Below are 20,183 nucleotides of genomic sequence, written 5' to 3'. Positions count from 1 at the left end.
GCGAGCAAGCTCGCTCCTACAAAAAAAGCAAAAAAAACGGCGACCCTTGAGTCGCCGTTTTTTACTGGAACATCAAGCTACCGGATTGATCGGCTTTTCCGGGTACCAGACGTCCAGCAGCGGGCTGACTTCAACGCTGGTCAGCTCGGTGCGGCCTTTGAGCCAGGCTTCAACGGCAGCGCGCTGTTCAGCGCTGACCGAGCCACGCTTCTGCAGGCAAACCAGACCGTAGTCGTCGCCGCCAACATAACCCAGACCGTTGGCTTCCATGGCTTCTTTGAGGAACGCATCGAGGAAAGCATCAATGGCTTCATCAGCCAAATCTTCTTTGAAATCCAGGTTCAGTTCGAAACCCAGCTCTTGAAATTCATCGACGCACAGTTTTTTGCGCAGACGCTGGGAACGGTTAGTCGCCATTGAAACAATCCTCTTAAGTAATAACGGCCGGCACTTTAGCAGTTTAAGCCGCCGATTGCCTGACTCTCTGGGCCACGATGCCTACCGTCGGTAAAAAAATAGCCGATCAGACAGCCCGCGCACGGCACAAGCTGTGACACCTTGGGGCATAATGCCGACACTTTCATGACCATTGAGGGAATTTATCTCCATGCCCTCATCTTTTTTCCCCTCGACTGTAGGGTTTTATTTCAGATGATCAGATCTTTGCGTCCATTGCTGTTGGCCGGTTTTCTTCTCCCCCTGGCCCTCTCCGTTTCCGCCGCTCCAATCAATACCGCGTTGTCGCCCAACGTTGAAAAAGCCCTGAAAGCCAGCAAGTTGCAGGACAATGCCCTGTCGCTGGTGATGATCCCGCTCACCGGCCCCGGCACCCCGACAGTGTTCAACGCCGACGTGTCGGTCAACCCGGCGTCGACCATGAAACTGGTCACCACCTACGCAGCCCTGGAAATGCTCGGGCCGAACCACCAGTGGAAAACCGAGTTCTACACCGACGGCACCTTGAGTGGCGGCATTCTCAACGGCAACCTCTACCTCAAGGGTGGCGGCGATCCGAAGCTGAACATGGAAAAACTCTGGTTGCTGATGCGCGACCTGCGTGCCAACGGTGTCACCCAGGTCACTGGCGACCTGGTGCTGGATAAAACCTTCTTCGTGCAACCGCAATTGCCGGAGTTCAATGACGACGGCAACGACGAGAACAAACCGTTCCTGGTCAAACCCGATTCGCTGCTGGTCAACCTCAAGGCGCTGCGCTTCGTCGCGCGCAATGACTCGGGCAAGGTGCTGATCTCGGTGGAACCGCCGATTGCGACCATCCGTATCGACAACCAGGTCAAGGCCCTCAATTCCAAACAGTGCACCGGCGGCGTGCGCTACAACCCGGTGGCACAGGCCGACGGCAGCATGACCGTGACGGTCGGCGGTCAGCTGGGTGAAGGCTGCAGCTCGCAGACTTACCTGTCGCTGCTCGACCACGCGACCTACACCGCTGGCGCCGTCCGCGCGATCTGGAAGGAACTGGGTGGCAGCATTCAGGGCAAGGATGTGCTGGCGCCAACACCGAAAGACGCCAAGGTCCTGGCCCGGGCGTTTTCGCCAGACCTGGCGGAAATCATCCGCGACATCAACAAGTACAGTAACAACACCATGGCCCAGCAGTTGTTCCTGAGCCTGGGCCAACGCTTCCGCACCGATGCCGATGGTGACGACGCCAAGGCCGCCCAGCGCGTCGTGCGTCAGTGGCTGGCGAAAAAGGGCATCACCGCACCGCATCTGGTAATGGAGAACGGCTCCGGCCTGTCCCGTGCCGAGCGCGTCAGCGCCCGGGAAATGGCCTCGATGCTCGAAGCTGCGTGGCACAGCCCGTATGCCGCCGAGTACATCAGTTCGATGCCGATTGCCGGCACCGACGGCACCATGCGCAAGCGCCTGAAGACCACTGCGATGCGCGGTGAAGCCCACGTCAAGACCGGCACCCTGAACACTGTGCGGGCGATCGCCGGTTTCAGTCGCGACGTCAACGGCAACACCTGGGTGGTGGTGGCGATCCTCAACGACAAGGCCCCGTTTGGCGCCTCTTCGGTGCTCGATCAGGTGCTGCTCGACCTGTACCGCCAACCGAAACTGCCGCAGACGGCTTCGGTGTTGTAACCCGGCCCCTGAGAACTACAGAGATCCACTGTGGGAGCGAGCTTGCTCGCGATGACGGAGTGTCAGTCACATTAATACTGACTGAACTGTTGCTATCGCGAGCAAGCTCGCTCCCACAGGGTTAGCGTGCAACCCGGGTTAATTCATCTCCCCTTCTACCCGATCCCTTCCCGCCTGCTTCGCCGCGTAAACTCCCGAATCCGCGCGCAACAGCAAGGCATCGGCGCCCTCCCCGGCCCGCCAACTGGCAATCCCGAAACTGGCGGTGACCGTACCTACATCGTCAATGGGTGAACTGCGCAAGCCTTGCCACAATTGCCGGGCCAACACAAAGGCATGTTCGCCGCTGATATCCGGGCACAGCACCATGAACTCCTCACCGCCCAGGCGGCAGAACACATCGGTCCGGCGCAGCCGGTGACCGATCCGTTGGCACACGGCCTGCAACACCCGATCACCGATGGCATGCCCATGCAGGTCATTGATGCGTTTGAAATGGTCGATATCGAGCATGATCACCGACAGATCCCCACCGCCGCGCTCCACCCGGGCCATTTCGGTGGTCAAGCGCTCCTGGAAATAGCGCCGGTTGTGGATACCGGTCAGCGAATCGGTGACCGACAACGCGCGTAATTCTTCCTCCACCCGCTTCATATCGGAAATGTCCGAGATGTAGCCGTGCCACAGCACGCCGCCACCGGGCAGTTCCTCCGGAGTGGCTTCGCCGCGAACCCAACGCAAACCACGTTGAGGCAGTTGCACCCGGTATTCCTCGCGCCAGGGGCTGAGGGTGTCGGCCGAGGCGCGGATCGAGGCGCGGACACGGGTGGTGTCCAGAGGGTGAATCCGGGTAAAGATCGCTTCGGCATTGAGCACCAGCACGTCGGATTCGAGTTCGTAGATCTCGCGAATGCCGTCGCTGGCGTAGATCACACTGAAGCGTCCGTCGAACTCCATCTTGAACTGGTAGATGCCACCGGGCACGTGGGCACTGAGTTTTTTCAACAGCAGGTCCCGCGCCGCGAGCGCTTCGTGGACCCGTTTGCGTTCGGTGATGTCGATGCACACCGCCAGGTGCCCGACCCACAGGCCTTGCTCGTCGAGCACTGGCGTGGCGAGCATGTTGACCATCAAATGGCTGCCATCGTCGCGCACCAGCGTCCATTCCCGCGCCTCGTGATTGCCCTCTACGTCGCCTTCGACCAGCATCGCGTGGCAGGTTGGAACCGGCTTGCCATAGCGTGCGCTCAACTCCGCCGAGCGAGCGACCAGCTCCCGGGGCAGGTGCAGGTTCTCCAGGGTCATGTGCCCCACCACCTCGGCGCTGGCATAGCCGAGCATCTGCTCGGCACCGGCATTGAAGGTGCTGATGACGCCACGCAGGTCGGTGGCGATGATCGCAACCTGAGTGGCGGCATTCAGCACGCCACGCAACTGACCATGGGTACGACGCAGCTCCTGTTCTCGATCCCGCAGCTCCCGGGTGCGTTGCTCGACCAGTTTCAGCGCCCGCTGCCGCTGACTGACCAGCACATACAGCAAGGCACTGAGCAACACGCTGAGCAAACCACCCAACACCACCAGACTGGTCACGGAGGAATGGTTGGCCTGTACGAACGCGTCGCTGGGCTGGATATCGACTTGATAGTCATGGTCGGCCATGCGCAACAGGCGCGTGGCGGACAACTCGCTGATAGCCGGCGGGTTGGCCGACTCGAACAGCACCTCGTGCTGCTTGTCGGTCGACAAATCGAGGATGCGCACCGAGAGATAGTCACGACTCGCTTCCGGCAGTCCGTCCGCCAGCAACTGGCGCATGCTGATCACTGCCATGACATAACCGTAGGGCTTCGTGAGATTGAGGTCTTGACTGTTGCGTTGCGTGACCGGCGCGACCAGCAGCACGCCTCGCGCATAAGCCGGCTCGATACTCACCAGATGCATCGGTTGCGACACTGCCATGCCACCACGCTGATCGGCCCGATCGAGCGTGGCACGCCGTAGCGGCTGGGCCAGCAAGTCGTAACCGAGGGGGGGGCCGAGTCTGCTTTGCGTCTGGCTATACAGGACCGCTACGTATTCATCTCGCTCACCGGCCAGTTGCAATTGGCCGTCAGCGTTGAGTTCTCTCAGGGTGAAGCTGCTCAAGCCTTCGTCACGCACTCGCCCCTCGAACGCCGCCCGCTCGTCACGAGTGACCCGTTTGGCAAAGGAGTAAGCCTGGGTTCGCAGCAGTAAAGGCTGGGTGTAACCGTCGAAATCCGCTCGAGAAACCGATTCGGAGTTGGCGAAAAACCGGCGCAGGCCATCGAGGCGCTGCTCCTGATCTTCGAAACGCTCTTCGATACGGCTGTAACGCTCACTGGCCAGCAGTTGGAAACGTTGCCGCAATTGATGGTGATACAGATTCAGCGTCGACCACGCCAGCAACCCGGTGAGCACCCCGCCGACAAGCAATGCCAGCAGCGCGACCAGCCAGGCCGAAACATCTTCACTGATAAAACCCAGGATCTTGGGGCGCACGGCGTGCAACGACATAAAACGCAAACTCAAAACGCCAGGTGCGGAGAAGCCCTTTGGCCATGGACTGAGTTATAGCTATTAGCCACTAATTTGACCAGCACTGTAGGAGCGAGCTCGCTCGCGATGGACTCAAGAACACCGCGTGCATTCAGAAAGCACGCGTTATCGTTGTCGACCATCGCGAGCAGAGCTCGCTCCTACACAGATCCAGGTGTCAACGAGCCATGATTTTCCAGGCACGATGGATTTTGGCGTTGCGGGAAAAATCCGGATCGATGGTCTGGGCAGTGATTTCCTCGACCGCATAACGCTCGCCGAGGTTGGCCTCCAGTTCGAACTTGCGGAAGTTGTTGGAGAAGTACAACACGCCGCCGGGTGCCAGCCGCGCCATGGCCAGGTCAATCAATTGCACCTGGTCACGCTGCACGTCGAACACGCCTTCCATGCGCTTGGAGTTGGAGAACGTCGGCGGGTCGATGAAGATCAGGTCGTACTCGTCACGACTGGCTTCAAGCCACGCCATCACATCGCCCTGCTCCAGGCGGTTCTTGTCGGAAAAACCGTTCAACGACAGGTTGCGCCGCGCCCAGTCCAGATAGGTTTTCGACAGGTCGACACTGGTGGTGCTGCGCGCGCCGCCCTTGGCCGCATGCACACTGGCCGTTGCTGTGTAGCAGAACAGATTGAGGAAGCGTTTGCCGGCCGCCTCCTTCTGGATACGCATGCGCATCGGCCGATGGTCGAGGAACAGCCCGGTGTCGAGGTAGTCGGTGAGGTTCACCAGCAGCTTCACGCCGCCTTCATTGACTTCGACGAACTTGCCCTGCGCCGCCTGGCGCTCGTATTGTTTGGTGCCGCTCTGACGCTCGCGGCGCTTGACCACCACACGGTTCTTGTCGATGTTCAACGCCTGCGGGATGGCTGCCAGGGCATCGAACATACGGCCCGAAGCCTTTTCCGGATCGATGGATTTCGGCGCGGCGTACTCCTGGACGTGGACCCAATCGTGATACAGGTCGATGGCCATGGAGTATTCCGGCATGTCGGCGTCATACACGCGGTAGCAGTCGATGCCTTCACGCTTGACCCACTTGCCCAGGGCCTTGAGGTTCTTTTGCAGGCGGTTGGCGAACATCTGCCCGCCTTCGCTCAGGCGCGGCTGCTCGATCACCGGAGCCGGTGCCGGCGTCGGTTTGATCGGGTTGCCGTTTTTGTTGAACTTGCGTTCCTGCGGCTCGTTCGGCGCCTGATCGTAGGCAGCTTGCTCACGCTCGACCTGGCGTTGCTCCGGGGTACGACGCTCGCCGGTGACGAACTGGTCCGGCAGCACCTTGATCAGCAGCAGCTTGCACGGCAAGGCGCCGTTCCAGAACGAATACTGCTTGTGGCTGCGGATGCCCATGCGCTTGCCCAGGTCCGGCGCACCGGTGAACACCGCCGCCTCCCAGTTCAGGCAGGCCTGACGCAGGCGCTCGCCGAGGTTCTGGTAGAGGTAGAGCAGGCTCGCCTCGTCACCCAGACGCTCGCCGTATGGAGGGTTGCAGATCACCAGGCCTTTCTGGTTCTGGTCCGGACGCGGCTCAAAAGTCGCGACTTCGCCCTGGTAGATCTTGATCCACTCGCTCAGGCCGGCTCGCTCGACGTTGTTGCGACCCGGTTGAATCAGCCGTGGATCGGCTTCGTAGCCGCGAATCCACAACGGTGTTTTGGCCAGACCGGCAGCGGCGCGCTCGGAAGCTTCTTCGTGGAGTTTTTTCCACAGCGCCGGGACATGACCGAGCCAGGCGGTGAAGCCCCACTGCTCGCGACGCAGGTTCGGCGCGATGTCGGCGGCGATCATCGCCGCTTCCACCAGGAAGGTACCGACACCGCACATCGGGTCGGCCAGCGCGCCGCCTTCGGCCGCGATACGTGGCCAGCCGGAACGGATCAGGATGGCGGCCGCAAGGTTTTCCTTGAGCGGTGCCGCACCTTGCTGCAGGCGATAGCCGCGCTGGTGCAGGCTGTGGCCCGACAGGTCGAGGGAAAGAATGGCTTCGCCACGGTCCAGGCGCAGGTGAATGCGCAGGTCCGGGTTGAGCTTGTCGATGGACGGACGGTCGCCTTGCGGGGTGCGCAGCTTGTCGACGATGGCGTCCTTGACCTTCAGCGCGCCGAAGTGGGTGTTGTCGATACCCGAACCATGGCCGCTGAATTCGACGGCCAGGGTGCCGTCATTGAGCATGTGGTCTTGCCACTCGATGTCCAGCACGCCGTGGTACAGGTCTTCGGCGTCCTTCATCGGGAAACGTTTGAGCACCAACAGCACGCGGTTGGCCAGACGCGACCACAGGCACAGGCGATAAGCGGTTTCCATGGTGGCCATGCCGCGCACGGCCGAGGTGTGCTCCCGCGCTTCCTCAAGGCCAAGCCCGACGGCTTCCTCGATGAGCAGGCCTTCAAGGCCTTTTGGGCAAGTGAGGAAGAGTTCGAAACGATCGGACATGGGAATTCCAGAACCTTTAGCTGAGTGACCGGGCAACGCATTGCCGGTCCGGTTTTCAATCAGGCGCTTTTCTCGAAGAGCGCCCGCGTGGCACGAAGGTGTGCCGTTCCACCCTTGCTGCCCGGGTTAAAAGAGCTTAGATGCAAGGACAGATAAAAAAGTTGATGCAACAAAATGTCATAAGTCGACCCTTCGTCGAATAGTGCTTCCCGGTAACGGGAGCCATTCTCACTAAAGGATTAAGCCCATCATCCAGCGCGGGGCCGATCATACCGGGGTTTGGCCAATAAATACGGTAAAACACGCTGTTACTTATGGCCTTAACATATGAACGGTTACGTCCTTATGACAAAACGATCATTCCCTCGATGTGACGCATTGGTTAGAACTCAATACAGGTTGGCGCCGCAATGACGCCAACACTTTGGCTCGTCACGCCGGCAACGAGCCCCCAACGGCAGAATTTTTCTGCCAGACCTCAATTGAGGTCGACGCGATAAATACAGTCAACAAGTGAGGGCAACACCCTATGAGAAGACTTAAGCGTGATCCGTTGGAAAGAGCATTTTTGCGCGGATATCAATATGGCGTTGGTGGTAAATCCCGTGAGCTTTGCCCATTTACTCTACCGTCGGTACGTCAAGCCTGGATCAATGGCTGGCGAGAAGGACGCGGCGACAACTGGGACGGTATGACCGGCACTGCGGGAATCCACAGACTCAACGAACTTCACGCCGTCGGCTAATTACAGGGCATAACACTCCGACACGACAATCTGATTTTGTACCGAATTAACCATGCGCGTCCCATCCGGACGGCGGGCTCCGGCCCAGGGGCTCCTTTTAAGGAGCCCTTTTTTATGTCTGACGATTCAACGTTCGAACTGCAAACACACCTGTGGGAGCGAGCTTGCTCGCGATAGCGGTTTAACATTCAACGATGATGTTGACTGAAAGGCTGCCATCGCGAGCAATCGAGCGTCGACCGGCTGCTCCCACAGGGGATCAGCGTAGCGCTGCGATTGCGTCTACCGACTCGCGAATCAGCGCCGGGCCTTTGTAGATGAAGCCCGAGTAGATCTGCACCAGGCTCGCGCCTGCGGTGATTTTTTCTGCAGCGTGCTTGCCTTCGGTAATGCCGCCGGCAGCGATGATCGGCAGGCGACCACCCAGCTCCGATGCCAGCACTGTCACGGTGTGGGTGCTCTTGTCGCGAACCGGTGCGCCGGACAGACCACCGGCTTCTTCGCCATGCTCCATGCCTTCGACGCCTACGCGGCTGAGGGTGGTGTTGGTGGCGATGACGGCGTCCATTCCGGTTTCGATCAGCGCTTGTGCAACCTGGGCGGTTTCTTCGTCGCTCATGTCCGGCGCGATCTTGATCGCCAGCGGTACATGTTTGCCATGACGCAATGCCAGTTCCGCGCGGCGCTCGGCCAGATCGGCCAGCAACTGCTTGAGCGAGTCGCCAAATTGCAGGCTGCGCAGGCCCGGCGTGTTCGGCGAACTGACGTTGACCGTCACATAGCTGGCGTGGGCGTAAACCTTGTCCAGGCAGATCAGGTAGTCATCCACGGCACGCTCGACCGGGGTATCGAAGTTCTTGCCGATGTTGATGCCCAGCACGCCCTTGTACTTGGCCGCCGCCACGCGGGCCAGCAGGTGATCGACGCCGAGGTTGTTGAAGCCCATGCGATTGATGATCGCCTCGGCTTGCGGCAAACGGAACAGGCGTGGCTTCGGGTTGCCCGGCTGTGGACGCGGCGTGATGGTGCCGATCTCGACAAAACCGAAACCCAGTTGGGCGAACCCATCGATGGCCGCACCGTTCTTGTCCAGACCGGCGGCCAGTCCCACCGGATTCGGGAAGTCCAGGCCCATCACATTCACCGGCACCTTCGCCGGGGCCTTGCACAGCAAGCCGTTGAGCCCAAGACGTCCGCCCGCGCCGATCAGGTCCAGGGACAGATCGTGGGAGGTTTCCGGAGAGAGTTTGAACAACAGCTGACGGGCCAGGGTGTACATGGGCGGATTTGACTCGATTGGCGGCGAATTGAGGCGGCGATTATAGCCGGGCAACGGGGTTGCAAGCGAGGCGCGTGAGCAAATCAGCGGTTAATGGCATATGCCTTGCACCAATCCAGGTACCAGCACTCATGCCGACGACGGAATGTGTGCAAAGACAATGGCGTCGTCCACGGCCTGCTCATGCAAGGACTCGGGACGACGTTTTTTTTGCAAGGTGAACACGCGATGAACGAACCGTCAGCCGGCCCTTTGGCCTGGGTCAATGGCAGCGATGCCCCGGAAAAAACCGAAATCAATCTCGGCTTCATGGCCCTGAGCGACTGCGCCTCGGTGGTGGTCGCCGCCACCCAGGGCTTCGCCCAACCCCACGGCTTGACCCTGAATCTCAAGCGCCAGTCGTCCTGGGCCAACCTGCGGGACAAACTGGTCAGCGGCGAACTCGATGCAGCCCACAGCCTCTACGGACTGATTTACGCCGTACACCTGGGCATCGGTGGCGTGGCCGCGACCGACATGGCCGTACTGATGGGCCTGAATCAGAACGGCCAGAGCATCAATCTTTCCGGAGGCTTGCAGGCGCTTGGAGTGACCAGTCCTGAAGCACTGGATCGGCACGTGCACCAAACTCGCTCAAAACTCACCTTCGCCCAGACGTTTCCAACCGGCACCCACGCCATGTGGTTGTATTACTGGCTCGCCAGCCAGGGCATTCACCCATTGCAGGATGTCGACAGCGTGGTGGTGCCGCCACCGCAAATGGTCGCGCACCTGCGAGCCGGACGTATCGACGGGTTCTGCGTCGGCGAACCCTGGTCCGCCAGTGCCGTGCAACAGGACCTCGGCTTCACCCTGGCCACGTCCCAGACCATTTGGCCCGATCATCCGGAAAAAGTCCTGGGCTGCACCCACGCGTTCGTCGAGCAATACCCCAATACCGCCCGGGCATTGGTGATGGCGGTTCTGGAGGCCAGCCGCTTCATCGAAGAAAGCACCGAGAATCGTCGCAGTACCGCACAATTGCTCAGCGCCGATCAGTACCTTGACGCGCCACTGGACTGTATCGAACCGCGCCTGCTGGGTGAATACGCCGACGGCCTTGGCCACCGCTGGCAAGACCCGCATGCGCTGCGCTTGCACGGGGATGGCGAGGTCAACCTGCCGTACCTGTCCGACGGCATGTGGTTCATGACCCAGTTCCGCCGCTGGGGCTTGTTGCGCGATGACCCGGACTATCTCGCGGTGGCCCGGCAGGTCCAGCAACTGGACCTGTACCGTGAGGCCGCCAGTGCCGTCGGCGTCGCCTCACCAGCCGAGGAAATGCGCAGCAGCCAGTTGATCGACGGCAAAATCTGGGACGGCTCGGACCCGACCGGTTATGCCCGCAGTTTCAAACTGCACGCCATGAGCGACAGCTCCCATCGATCCGCCAGCCGCTGACAGGAGACCACGACCATGCTGCGTATCCTGCTGATCAACGACACCGCGAAAAAAGTCGGACGCCTGAAGGCCGCCCTGACCGAGGCCGGATTCGAAGTGATCGATGAATCCGGCCTGACCATCGACCTGCCCGAACGCGTCGAAACGGTGCGTCCGGATGTGATTCTGATCGATACCGAGTCACCGGGTCGCGATGTCATGGAACAAGTGGTGCTGGTGACTCGTGACCAGCCACGACCGATTGTGATGTTCACCGACGAACACGACCCCGGTGTGATGCGACAGGCGATCAAGTCCGGGGTCAGTGCCTACATCGTCGAAGGCATTCACGCACAACGCCTGCAGCCGATTCTCGATGTGGCCATGGCACGCTTCGAAAGCGATCAGGCCTTGCGTGCCCAGTTGCAGGCCCGCGACCAGCAACTGGCCGAGCGCAAGCGCATCGAACTGGCCAAAGGGCTGCTGATGAAAATGAAGGACTGCAACGAAGAAGAGGCCTACACCCTGATGCGCCGCCAGGCGATGAGCCGTCAGCAGAAGCTGATTCAAGTGGCGGAGCAGATTATTGCCATGAGCGAGTTGCTCGGCTGAAGTCCTGTAGCGCCTGTCCAGCCGCCATCGCGAGCAAGCTCGCTCCCACAGGGGAATTGTGTTCGACGTCATTCCCTTGTGGGAGCAGGCAAGCCCGCGATTGGCCACGACTCGATTTCGAGTGTTGGCACAGATCTCGCTATGTAATCACCACAGGTAACCAACGGCGGTTGCCCCACCTACGACAAAGACGTCGCGCACCTCATTTGCCCTTGGCGAATCGGGTGGCGGCGTTTTTTCGTTTTGGCCCCACAGCACGGGGCCGGTGGTGCGGCCGTAACGGCGCCCCACCTGCAAGCTCATGACTCCTTTCGAGACTCTTCACAGCTGAGGTGCGCGATGAATTCAAGCTTCTGGAAATCCGGCCATACACCCACATTGTTCGCAGCCTTCCTCTATTTCGACCTGAGCTTCATGGTCTGGTACCTGCTCGGTCCGTTGGCGGTACAGATCGCCGCCGACCTGCACCTGACGACGCAGCAACGCGGGCTGGTGGTCGCCACGCCGATTCTGGCCGGGGCGGTCTTGCGTTTCGTGATGGGGATGCTGGCTGATCGCCTGTCGCCAAAAACTGCCGGCCTGATCGGTCAGGTCATCGTGATCTGCGCATTGTTCGGCGCCTGGAAGCTCGGTATCCACAGCTACGAGCAAGCGCTACTGCTGGGGCTGTTCCTCGGCATGGCCGGCGCGTCTTTCGCCGTCGCCCTGCCCTTGGCATCGCAGTGGTATCCGCCGCAGCATCAAGGCAAGGCCATGGGCATCGCCGGCGCGGGGAACTCGGGTACGGTGTTCGCTGCGTTGATCGCCCCGGTGCTGGCGGCGGCGTTTGGCTGGAGCAACGTGTTCGGGTTCGCCCTGATCCCGCTGATTCTGACCTTGATCGTCTTCGCCTGGCTGGCCAAAAACGCCCCCGAGCGGCCAAAAGCCAAATCCGTGGCCGACTACTTCAAAGCCCTGGGTGATCGTGACAGCTGGTGGTTCATGTTTTTCTACAGCGTGACATTTGGCGGTTTCATCGGCCTGGCCAGCGCCCTGCCCGGTTACTTCAACGACCAGTACGGCTTGAGCCCGGTGACTGCCGGCTACTACACGGCAGCCTGCGTGTTCGGCGGCAGTCTGATGCGCCCCTTGGGCGGCGCGCTGGCTGATCGGTTTGGCGGCATTCGAACCCTGTTGGCGATGTACACCGTCGCGGCAATCTGCATTACCGCGGTCGGTTTCAACCTGCCGAATTCCTACGCCGCACTGGCGCTTTTTGTCTGCACCATGCTCGGTTTGGGTGCAGGCAATGGCGCCGTATTCCAGTTGGTGCCACAGCGTTTTCGTCGGGAAATCGGCGTGATGACCGGTCTGATCGGCATGGCTGGCGGCATCGGTGGTTTTGCCCTCGCGGCCGGCATGGGCGCGATCAAGCAAAGTACCGGCAGCTATCAACTGGCGCTGTGGTTGTTCGCCAGCCTCGGTGTACTGGCGTGGTTCGGTCTGCACGGTGTGAAACGGCGCTGGAGAACCACCTGGGGTTCGGCTGCCGTGACGGCTGCGCGGGTCTGAGGTCTCGATGAGCCTGCAACTGAGTTTCGCCGAAGCCAGCGCCATCGGTCCTCGCGAGGAAAACCAGGATGCCCTGCGCCTGGTCACGCCGGCTCCGGCGCTGGCCGCGAGCAAAGGTTACCTGTTCGCCATCGCCGACGGCGTCAGCCAGTGCGCCGATGGCGGTCTGGCTGCCCGTTCGACGCTGCAGGCCCTGGCGCTGGATTACTACGCCACGCCGGAAACCTGGGGCGTCGCCCAGGCACTCGATCGTCTGTTGTTGGCGCAGAACCGCTGGTTGCAGGCCAATGGCGGCGGACAACCGTTGCTGACCACCCTCAGTGCGCTAGTCCTGCGCGGCCGGCGTTTCACCCTGGCCCATGTCGGCGATTGCCGGGTGTATCGCTGGCACGCCGACCAATTGCAGCGGATCAGCGAGGATCACGTCTGGGACCAGCCGGGCATGCAGCATGTGCTGAAACGGGCGCTGGGGCTCGACCAACATCTGGTGCTGGATTTTCTCGACGGTGAGTTGCGCCTAGATGAAAGCTTCGTCCTGCTCAGCGACGGCATCTGGGCGGTCCTGGGCGATACCGCCATTGCGGCGATCCTGCGCGATCAACCGGATTTGCACAGCGCCGCGCAAACCCTGGTCAATGCCGCGCACCTGGCGGGCAGCCAGGACAACGCCAGCGCCCTGCTGGTGCGAGTCGATGCCCTCGGTGAAGCGAGCATTGGCGATGCGTTGATTCACTTGCAGCAATGGCCACTGCCGCCAGCCCTGAAACCGGGTCAGGCGTTCGAGGGCTGGCAGGTCGAAGGAATCGTCGCGCAGAGTCAGCAATCGCTGCTTTATCGGGTGCGCGACAGTCAGCACCAACCCTGGCTGCTGAAAACCCTGCCGGGACGTCTGCACGACGATCACCAGGCCGGACAGGCGTTACTCTCGGAAGAGTGGTTTCTCAAACGCGTGGCCGGTCGACATTTTCCTGAAGTGCATGCCGCCAGCCAGCGTCAGCATTTGTACTACGTGATGCGTGAATATTCGGGCGCTACCCTGGCCCAACGGCATGAGCAAAGCGGACCGTTGCCGCTGCCCCAGTGGCAGGACATCGCCGAACGTTTGCTGCGGGCGGTCGGCCTGTTGCATCGACGGCAGATTCTGCATCGCGATATCAAACCGGAAAACCTGTTGCTGGGGGACGATGGTGAGTTGCGCCTGCTGGATTTCGGCCTCGCCTATTGCCCCGGTCTCTCGCAAGATCTGCCCTGGGCTCTGCCGGGTACACCCAGTTACATCGCGCCAGAAGCCTTTCGCGGCGACATGCCAACGCCACAGCAGGACTTGTACGCCGTCGGTGTGACCTTGTATTTCCTGCTCACCGGGCACTATCCCTATGGCGAAATCGAAGCGTTCCAGCGCCCGCGGTTTGGCCTCCCGGTCAACGCCAGCCGCTACCGGCCCGACCTGCCGGACTGGATCGCCCATAGCCTGGAACGCGCCGTGGCGGCGGCCCCCGAACAGCGTTTCGAAACGGCGGAAGAATGGTTACTACTGATCGAGCAGGGCGAACGCCGCAGTTTGAATGTGCGCCCAAAGCCGTTGTTGGAGCGCGAGCCGCTGAAAGTCTGGCGGACATTGGCGCTGGTATCGTTGCTGCTCAACCTGGCGCTTCTGGTGGTCGCGCTCCATTAGCGGGCAGCGCGCTTTGAATCGGTGCATCCCCTCACGATTCTGCCCTTGTGAACTGGAAGAAAGCCAACGAATACGGGACCTGAGCGAGTTGGCACAACCACTGCATTACCTCTTTCAACAGACATAAAGCGCGGGCTTCAACGACGAAGGCTGCACTTCCCGAGAGAACGGGACCAGGACAAAGGCGTCCTCGCTAGGCAACTAGCGGGACGCCTTTTTTTGTTTGCGCAAAATTTGTCGAGCGTGGCCTGAACCCTGATGAGGCAGGCCTGAGCTCCCCGGAGAACCTGATGAAAAAACTAAAACTGGTGATGATCGGCAACGGCATGGCCGGGGTCCGGACCCTGGAAGAACTGCTCAAACTGAGCACAGAGCTGTACGACATCACGGTCTTCGGTGCCGAACCGCACACCAACTACAACCGCATCCTGCTGTCGCCGGTGCTGGCGGGCGAACAGACCTTCGAAGAGATCGTGCTCAACGACCTGGACTGGTACCTGGACAACAACATCAAACTGCTGCTCAACCGCAAAGTGGTGGAGATCGACCGGGTCAAGCGCCGGGTCATTGCCGAAGACGGCAGCGAAGCCGAATACGATCGCCTGCTGATCGCCACCGGCTCGACGCCTTTCATCCTGCCCATTCCCGGCAACACCCTCGAGGGCGTGATCGGCTACCGCGACATCGCCGATACCCAGGCCATGATCGACACCGCGAAAACCCACCGGCACGCCGTGGTGATCGGTGGCGGACTGCTCGGTCTGGAAGCCGCCAACGGCCTGATGCTGCGGGGCATGCACGTCACCGTGGTGCATATCGGCGAGTGGTTGCTCGAGCGGCAACTGGACAAGACCAGCGGCCAGCTGCTGCAAACCGCCCTGGAGTCTCGCGGCCTGCACTTTCGCCTGTGTGAGCAGACCCAGGCCTTGCACGACGCAGGCAACGGCCGCGTCGGTTCAGTGCAATTCAAGAACGGCGACATCATCCCCGCTGACCTGGTGGTGATGGCTGCCGGCATTCGCCCCAATACCGAACTGGCGGAAAAATCCGGCATTCCGTGCAACCGCGGGATTCTGGTCAACGACACCCTGCAAACCTACGATCCCCGGATCTATGCCATCGGTGAGTGCGCCAGCCACCGAGGCATCGCCTATGGTTTGGTGGCGCCATTGTTCGAACAGGCCAAGGTCTGCGCCAATCACCTCGCTCAACTGGGTTTCGCCCGTTATCAAGGCTCGGTCACGTCGACCAAGCTGAAAGTCACCGGCATCGATCTGTTTTCCGCCGGCGACTTCATGGGCGGTGAAGGCACGGAAACCATCACCCTCTCCGACCCGATTGGCAGGGTCTACAAAAAACTGGTGATCAAGGATGACGTGCTGGTCGGTGCCTGCCTGTACGGCGATACGGCAGATGGCGGCTGGTACTTCCGGCAGATCCGTGAGAATCACGCCATCGGCGAGATCCGCGATCACTTGATGTTTGGTGAAAATGCGCTTGGCGACGTAGGACATCAGGGCCAGGACAAAGCCATGAGCATGGCCGACACGGCCGAAGTCTGCGGCTGCAACGGCGTGTGCAAAGGCACCATCGTCAAGGCCATTCAGGAACACGGGCTGTTCAGTGTCGACGAAGTCAAGAAACACACCAAGGCCGCCAGCTCCTGCGGTTCCTGCGCCGGCCTCGTCGAACAGATCCTGATCAACACCGTGGGCGGCGCCGCCGACGTCAAACCAAAAAGCGAAAAGGCCATCTGCGGCTGCAGCGACCTCAACCACGGGCAAATCCGTCAGGCCATCCGCGAGCAGCACTTGCTGACCATCGCCGGCACCATGAGCTACCTGAACTGGCGCACCCCCAATGGCTGCGCCACCTGCCGGCCGGCGCTCAACTACTACCTGATTTCCACCTGGCCGGGGGAAGCCAGGGACGACCCGCAATCGCGCCTGATCAACGAAAGGGCTCATGCCAACATTCAGAAAGACGGCACTTACTCTGTAGTCCCGCGGATGTGGGGCGGTGTGACCAATCCTTCGGAACTGCGGCGCATTGCCGATGTTGCCGACAAGTACAACGTGCCGATGGTCAAGGTCACCGGTGGCCAGCGCATCGACTTGCTGGGCATCCGCAAGCAAGACCTGCCGGGGGTATGGAAAGACCTGGACATGCCGTCCGGCCATGCCTACGGCAAATCCATCCGCACGGTGAAAACCTGCGTCGGCAGCGAGTTCTGCCGCTTTGGCACGCAGAACTCCACACAGCTGGGTATCGAGCTGGAACATGACCTGTTCAACATGTGGTCACCGCACAAGGTAAAACTGGCGGTCTCCGGTTGCCCACGCAACTGCTCGGAAGCCGGCATCAAGGATGTGGGGATCATCGGTGTGGACTCCGGCTGGGAGATGTACATCGGTGGCAACGGCGGGATCAAGACCGAAGTCGCGGAATTCTTCGTCAAACTGAAAACCGCCGAAGAAGTCCGCGAATACAACGGTGCATTCCTGCAACTGTATCGCGAAGAAGCCTTTTACCTCGAACGCACCGTGCACTACCTGCAACGGGTCGGCATGGACCACATCAAGAAAGCCGTGCTCGAGGACCCGGAGCGTCGCAAGGCGCTCAACGTTCGCCTGCAATTCTCCCTGTCGTTCGAACAGGACCCGTGGAAGGAACGCCTGGAACAGCCACAACTGAAGAAAGAATTCGACGTCATCCCCGTGAAAAACCTGGAGGTGCTGGCATGAACTGGCTGGATATCTGCGCACTGGAAGAGATCAATGCCCTGGGCTCGCGGATTGTCGCCGGCCCCAAGGGTGACATCGCGATTTTTCGCACCAGCGACGACGAAGTGTTCGCCCTCGACGACCGTTGCCCGCACAAGGGCGGGCCGCTGTCCCAAGGCCTGATCTACGGCAAACGGGTGGCCTGCCCGTTGCACAACTGGCAAATCGACCTGCAAAGCGGTGAAGCCCTGGCCCCGGACATCGGCTGCGCCCATCACCATCGCACCCGGGTGGAAAATGGCCGGGTCCTGCTGGCCCTGCGGGATGCAGGCTGATGGACCGCCAGATCACCGCGTCCACCTGCTGTTACTGCGGGGTCGGTTGCGGGGTGCTGATCGAGCATGACGGCGAGCGCATCCTCGGCGTCAGCGGCGATCCGGCGCACCCGGCCAATTTCGGCAAACTGTGCAGCAAGGGCTCGACCCTGCACCTGACCGGCGACGAGACCGCGCGGGCGCTTTACCCCGAGCTGCGCCTCGGTAAAGGCCTGGCCCGCCACCGCACCGACTGGGATACCGCCCTCGATCACGCCGCCAGCGTTTTTGCCGCGACCATTGCCGAACATGGCCCGGACAGCGTGGCGTTTTACATTTCCGGGCAACTGTTGACCGAGGACTACTACGCCTTCAACAAGCTGGCACGTGCCCTGGTGGGTACCAACAACATCGACAGCAATTCGCGGCTGTGCATGTCCTCGGCGGTGGTCGGCTACAAGCGCAGCCTGGGTGCCGACGCGCCGCCCTGCAGCTACGAAGACCTGGAATCGAGCGATTGCGTGATGATCGTGGGCAGCAACATGGCCTACGCCCATCCGGTACTGTTTCGTCGGCTGGAAGAAGCCAAATCCCGCCGACCGCAGATGAAGGTCATCGTCATTGACCCACGTCGTACAGACACCTGCGATCTGGCTGACCTGCACCTGCCGATCTTGCCGGGCACCGATGTCGCTTTATTCCATGGGATTTTGCATTTGCTGCTGTGGGAAGACTGGATCGATCGTGACTTCATCAAAGACCACACCGAAGGCTTGCCCGATCTGAAGAAACTGGTGCGCGATTACACACCGCAGATGGTGTCGCAGCTGTGCGGAATCAGCGTTGAGCAACTGCAGCAATGCGCTGAATGGGTCGGTACTTCACCGTCTTTCCTGTCGTTGTGGTGCATGGGGTTGAACCAGTCCACCGCCGGCAGCGCGAAAAACAGTGCACTGATCAATCTGCACCTGGCCACCGGGCAAATTGGTCGCCCGGGTGCAGGACCTTTCTCGTTGACCGGCCAGCCGAATGCCATGGGTGGGCGGGAAACCGGTAGCCTGTCTAACCTGCTGCCGGGCCATCGTGACGCCGCCAACCCTGAGCACCGTGCCGACGTGGCCGCTTACTGGGGCGTTGATCAACTGCCTGAAAAACCGGGGCTGACTGCCATCGAGTTGTTTGAGCAGGTGGGCAACGGAAAGATCAAAGCCTTGTGGATCGCCTGCACCAACCCCGCGCAATCTCTTCCCGATCAGACTGCCGTGCGCGCGGCACTGGAAGCCTGCCCGTTCGTGGTCCTGCAGGAGGCTTTTCGCACCACTGAAACCGCCAGGTTTGCCGACCTGTTGTTGCCCGCCGCCAGTTGGGGCGAAAAGGACGGCACGGTGACCAACTCCGAACGGCGTATTTCCCACGTCCGCCGCGCGATCGTCGCACCGGGTGAAGCGCGTCCGGACTGGGCGATCACGGTGGATTTCGCGCAGCGCCTGGAGAAACATCTGCGTCTGGAAGCGACCAGCCTGTTTGCCTTTGAAACCTCGGCACAGGTCTTCGACGAATACAAACAACTGACGCGTGGCCGCGATCTGGATTTGTCCGGGATCAGCCACGGGTTGATCGACAAAATCGGCCCGCAACAATGGCCCTTTCCTACGGGGTCCAGCGCAGGCACCGCCCGCCTCTATCTCGACGGTATTTTCCCGACTTCCAGCGGACGCGCGCAGTTCGTGGCCGATCCCTATCGCGCCGCCAAGGAACAACGTGATGCGCGTTTCCCGCTAACGCTGATCACCGGTCGTCTGCGCGATCAATGGCACGGCATGAGCCGCACCGGCACCGCCGCGCAGTTGTTCGGTCACGTCAGTGAAGCCGTATTGAGCCTGCACCCGGATGAGCTGCGCCGGCATCGCCTGCAAACGGGCGATTTGATCTGCCTGAAAAGCCGACGCGGCGCGGTGATCGTACCGGTCGCCAGTGACGACAGCGTGCGTCCGGGCCAAGCCTTCTTGCCGATGCATTTTGGTGACCGTTTCCTCAAGGGGGGCGTGAACAGCCTCACCCTGCCCGCCTTCGACCCGTTGTCGAAACAACCGGAACTCAAACACAGCGGCGTGCGCCTGGAACCGGTGCATTTACCTTGGCACCTTTTCGCGCTGATAGAGGGCGATGTCCAACAACACTTTGAGACTCTGCGCCCCCTTTGCGAGGCGTTTTCCTACGTCAGCGTCAGTTTGACCGGCCGTGAGCGCCCTGCGCTGCTGATACGCGCGGCCAGCGCCATGGCGCCAGATCCGCAACTGCTGCGCGATATCGATCAATGCCTGGGGCTAAACGATGGACCGGTCCTGGCCTACGACGATCCACGACGCTCAATCGGTAAGCGGGTGCGGATCGAGAACGGCCGGATCACCGCGATCCGCTTGGCGGGTGAAACCCTCGCCCGGCACTGGCTGCAAAACCTTTGGCTCGAAGGTCGCACCGATGAACAACTACGGCGCTGGCTGCTCGCGCCACTGAGTGCCCCACCGGGCCAGGTTGACGCCGAAGCGACCGGCAACAAAACCCTGTGCAACTGCAAAAACGTCAGCCAAAACGCGGTCTGCGCTGGCATCCGCCGCGGCCTGGACTTGCCGGGTTTGAAACAAGAATTGGGTTGCGGCACGCAATGCGGCTCCTGCGTCCCGGAAATCAAGCGTTTGCTGGCCGCCACCGCGCAGTCGCAAGCCGCCATCTCGTGAGGAAAAC

13 protein-coding genes are annotated in these 20,183 nt (G+C 60.9%); 9 read left to right on the top strand and 4 right to left on the bottom strand.

Annotated elements, in window-relative coordinates; genetic code table 11:
- Positions 1–72 precede the first annotated feature (72 nt).
- Entirely contained in the window at positions 73–417 is a 345-nt protein-coding gene (locus AC1DU9_RS18465) for a YggL family protein (protein ID WP_007971486.1), read from the bottom strand.
- A gap of 234 nt (positions 418–651) precedes the next feature.
- Here AC1DU9_RS18465 and dacB point away from each other — a divergent pair, with 234 nt between their 5' ends.
- A complete protein-coding gene (dacB, locus tag AC1DU9_RS18460) occupies positions 652–2,112 on the top strand; it encodes a D-alanyl-D-alanine carboxypeptidase/D-alanyl-D-alanine endopeptidase (protein ID WP_223462920.1) in 1,461 nt (486 codons plus the stop codon).
- 138 nt (positions 2,113–2,250) lie between these two features.
- Here dacB and AC1DU9_RS18455 read toward each other — a convergent pair whose 3' ends face one another.
- Together AC1DU9_RS18455 and rlmKL are read right to left on the bottom strand one after the other, a co-directional pair.
- Positions 2,251–4,650, bottom strand: coding sequence for a sensor domain-containing diguanylate cyclase (locus AC1DU9_RS18455; RefSeq protein WP_477810587.1), 2,400 nt, complete (start codon positions 4,648–4,650; stop codon positions 2,251–2,253).
- Between the two features lie 199 nt (positions 4,651–4,849).
- Positions 4,850–7,120, bottom strand: coding sequence for a bifunctional 23S rRNA (guanine(2069)-N(7))-methyltransferase RlmK/23S rRNA (guanine(2445)-N(2))-methyltransferase RlmL (rlmKL, locus tag AC1DU9_RS18450; protein ID WP_223462922.1), 2,271 nt, complete (start codon positions 7,118–7,120; stop codon positions 4,850–4,852).
- A gap of 529 nt (positions 7,121–7,649) precedes the next feature.
- Here rlmKL and rmf point away from each other — a divergent pair.
- Positions 7,650–7,865, top strand: coding sequence for a ribosome modulation factor (gene rmf, locus AC1DU9_RS18445; protein WP_003223300.1), 216 nt, complete (start codon positions 7,650–7,652; stop codon positions 7,863–7,865).
- A gap of 259 nt (positions 7,866–8,124) precedes the next feature.
- Here the strand turns inward: rmf and AC1DU9_RS18440 are convergent, their stop codons facing one another.
- A complete protein-coding gene (locus AC1DU9_RS18440; protein WP_223462923.1) occupies positions 8,125–9,144 on the bottom strand; it encodes a quinone-dependent dihydroorotate dehydrogenase in 1,020 nt (339 codons plus the stop codon).
- 228 nt (positions 9,145–9,372) lie between these two features.
- On the opposite strand from AC1DU9_RS18440, the gene AC1DU9_RS18435 reads away from it, so the two are divergent.
- The 7 genes from AC1DU9_RS18435 to AC1DU9_RS18405 all read left to right on the top strand — a co-directional run bounded on the left by AC1DU9_RS18435 (position 9,373) and on the right by AC1DU9_RS18405 (position 20,176).
- Positions 9,373–10,584 (top strand): CmpA/NrtA family ABC transporter substrate-binding protein, encoded by a 1,212-nt coding sequence (locus tag AC1DU9_RS18435; RefSeq protein WP_223462924.1) that lies wholly within the window; start codon positions 9,373–9,375, stop codon positions 10,582–10,584.
- Between the two features lie 15 nt (positions 10,585–10,599).
- Complete coding sequence (locus AC1DU9_RS18430) at positions 10,600–11,175, top strand: ANTAR domain-containing response regulator (protein WP_108218906.1); 576 nt, start codon at positions 10,600–10,602, stop codon at positions 11,173–11,175.
- A gap of 339 nt (positions 11,176–11,514) precedes the next feature.
- Positions 11,515–12,726, top strand: a complete 1,212-nt coding sequence (locus AC1DU9_RS18425) for a nitrate/nitrite transporter (protein ID WP_223462925.1) — start codon at positions 11,515–11,517, stop codon at positions 12,724–12,726.
- 7 nt (positions 12,727–12,733) lie between these two features.
- Positions 12,734–14,401 carry a bifunctional protein-serine/threonine kinase/phosphatase gene (locus AC1DU9_RS18420; RefSeq protein ID WP_477810586.1) on the top strand — a complete coding sequence of 556 codons (1,668 nt, stop codon included), beginning with the start codon at positions 12,734–12,736 and terminating at the stop codon, positions 14,399–14,401.
- Positions 14,402–14,691: 290 nt separating this feature from the next.
- On the top strand, positions 14,692–17,145 hold the full coding sequence (nirB, locus tag AC1DU9_RS18415) for a nitrite reductase large subunit NirB (protein WP_477810585.1): 2,454 nt from the start codon (positions 14,692–14,694) through the stop codon (positions 17,143–17,145).
- The gene (gene nirD / locus AC1DU9_RS18410; RefSeq protein ID WP_223462928.1) at positions 17,142–17,459 is read left to right on the top strand and encodes a nitrite reductase small subunit NirD; all 318 of its coding nucleotides are present in this window, start codon (positions 17,142–17,144) and stop codon (positions 17,457–17,459) included. Before nirB ends, nirD begins: the two co-directional genes overlap by 4 nt.
- Positions 17,459–20,176: a nitrate reductase gene (locus AC1DU9_RS18405; RefSeq protein ID WP_223462929.1), complete on the top strand. Its 2,718-nt coding sequence runs from the start codon at positions 17,459–17,461 to the stop codon at positions 20,174–20,176. Before nirD ends, AC1DU9_RS18405 begins: the two co-directional genes overlap by 1 nt.
- Positions 20,177–20,183 lie beyond the last annotated feature (7 nt).

The sequence above is a fragment of the Pseudomonas sp. P4_C1 genome, from assembly GCF_056402155.1.
This window is presented reverse-complemented; position numbering and strand designations above follow the sequence as displayed.

Bases quoted from the DNA above. Each gene is read 5' to 3' on its own strand.
- AC1DU9_RS18465 (WP_007971486.1), bottom strand. From the start codon at position 417: ATGGCGACTAACCGTTCCCAGCGTCTGCGCAAAAAACTGTGCGTCGAT.
- rlmKL (WP_223462922.1), bottom strand. From the start codon at position 7,120: ATGTCCGATCGTTTCGAACTCTTCCTCACTTGCCCAAAAGGCCTTGAA.
- AC1DU9_RS18435 (WP_223462924.1), top strand. From the start codon at position 9,373: ATGAACGAACCGTCAGCCGGCCCTTTGGCCTGGGTCAATGGCAGCGAT.
- AC1DU9_RS18405 (WP_223462929.1), top strand. From the start codon at position 17,459: ATGGACCGCCAGATCACCGCGTCCACCTGCTGTTACTGCGGGGTCGGT.
- dacB (WP_223462920.1), top strand. From the start codon at position 652: ATGATCAGATCTTTGCGTCCATTGCTGTTGGCCGGTTTTCTTCTCCCC.
- nirB (WP_477810585.1), top strand. From the start codon at position 14,692: ATGAAAAAACTAAAACTGGTGATGATCGGCAACGGCATGGCCGGGGTC.
- AC1DU9_RS18440 (WP_223462923.1), bottom strand. From the start codon at position 9,144: ATGTACACCCTGGCCCGTCAGCTGTTGTTCAAACTCTCTCCGGAAACC.
- rmf (WP_003223300.1), top strand. From the start codon at position 7,650: ATGAGAAGACTTAAGCGTGATCCGTTGGAAAGAGCATTTTTGCGCGGA.
- AC1DU9_RS18420 (WP_477810586.1), top strand. From the start codon at position 12,734: ATGAGCCTGCAACTGAGTTTCGCCGAAGCCAGCGCCATCGGTCCTCGC.
- AC1DU9_RS18425 (WP_223462925.1), top strand. From the start codon at position 11,515: ATGAATTCAAGCTTCTGGAAATCCGGCCATACACCCACATTGTTCGCA.
- nirD (WP_223462928.1), top strand. From the start codon at position 17,142: ATGAACTGGCTGGATATCTGCGCACTGGAAGAGATCAATGCCCTGGGC.
- AC1DU9_RS18455 (WP_477810587.1), bottom strand. From the start codon at position 4,650: ATGTCGTTGCACGCCGTGCGCCCCAAGATCCTGGGTTTTATCAGTGAA.
- AC1DU9_RS18430 (WP_108218906.1), top strand. From the start codon at position 10,600: ATGCTGCGTATCCTGCTGATCAACGACACCGCGAAAAAAGTCGGACGC.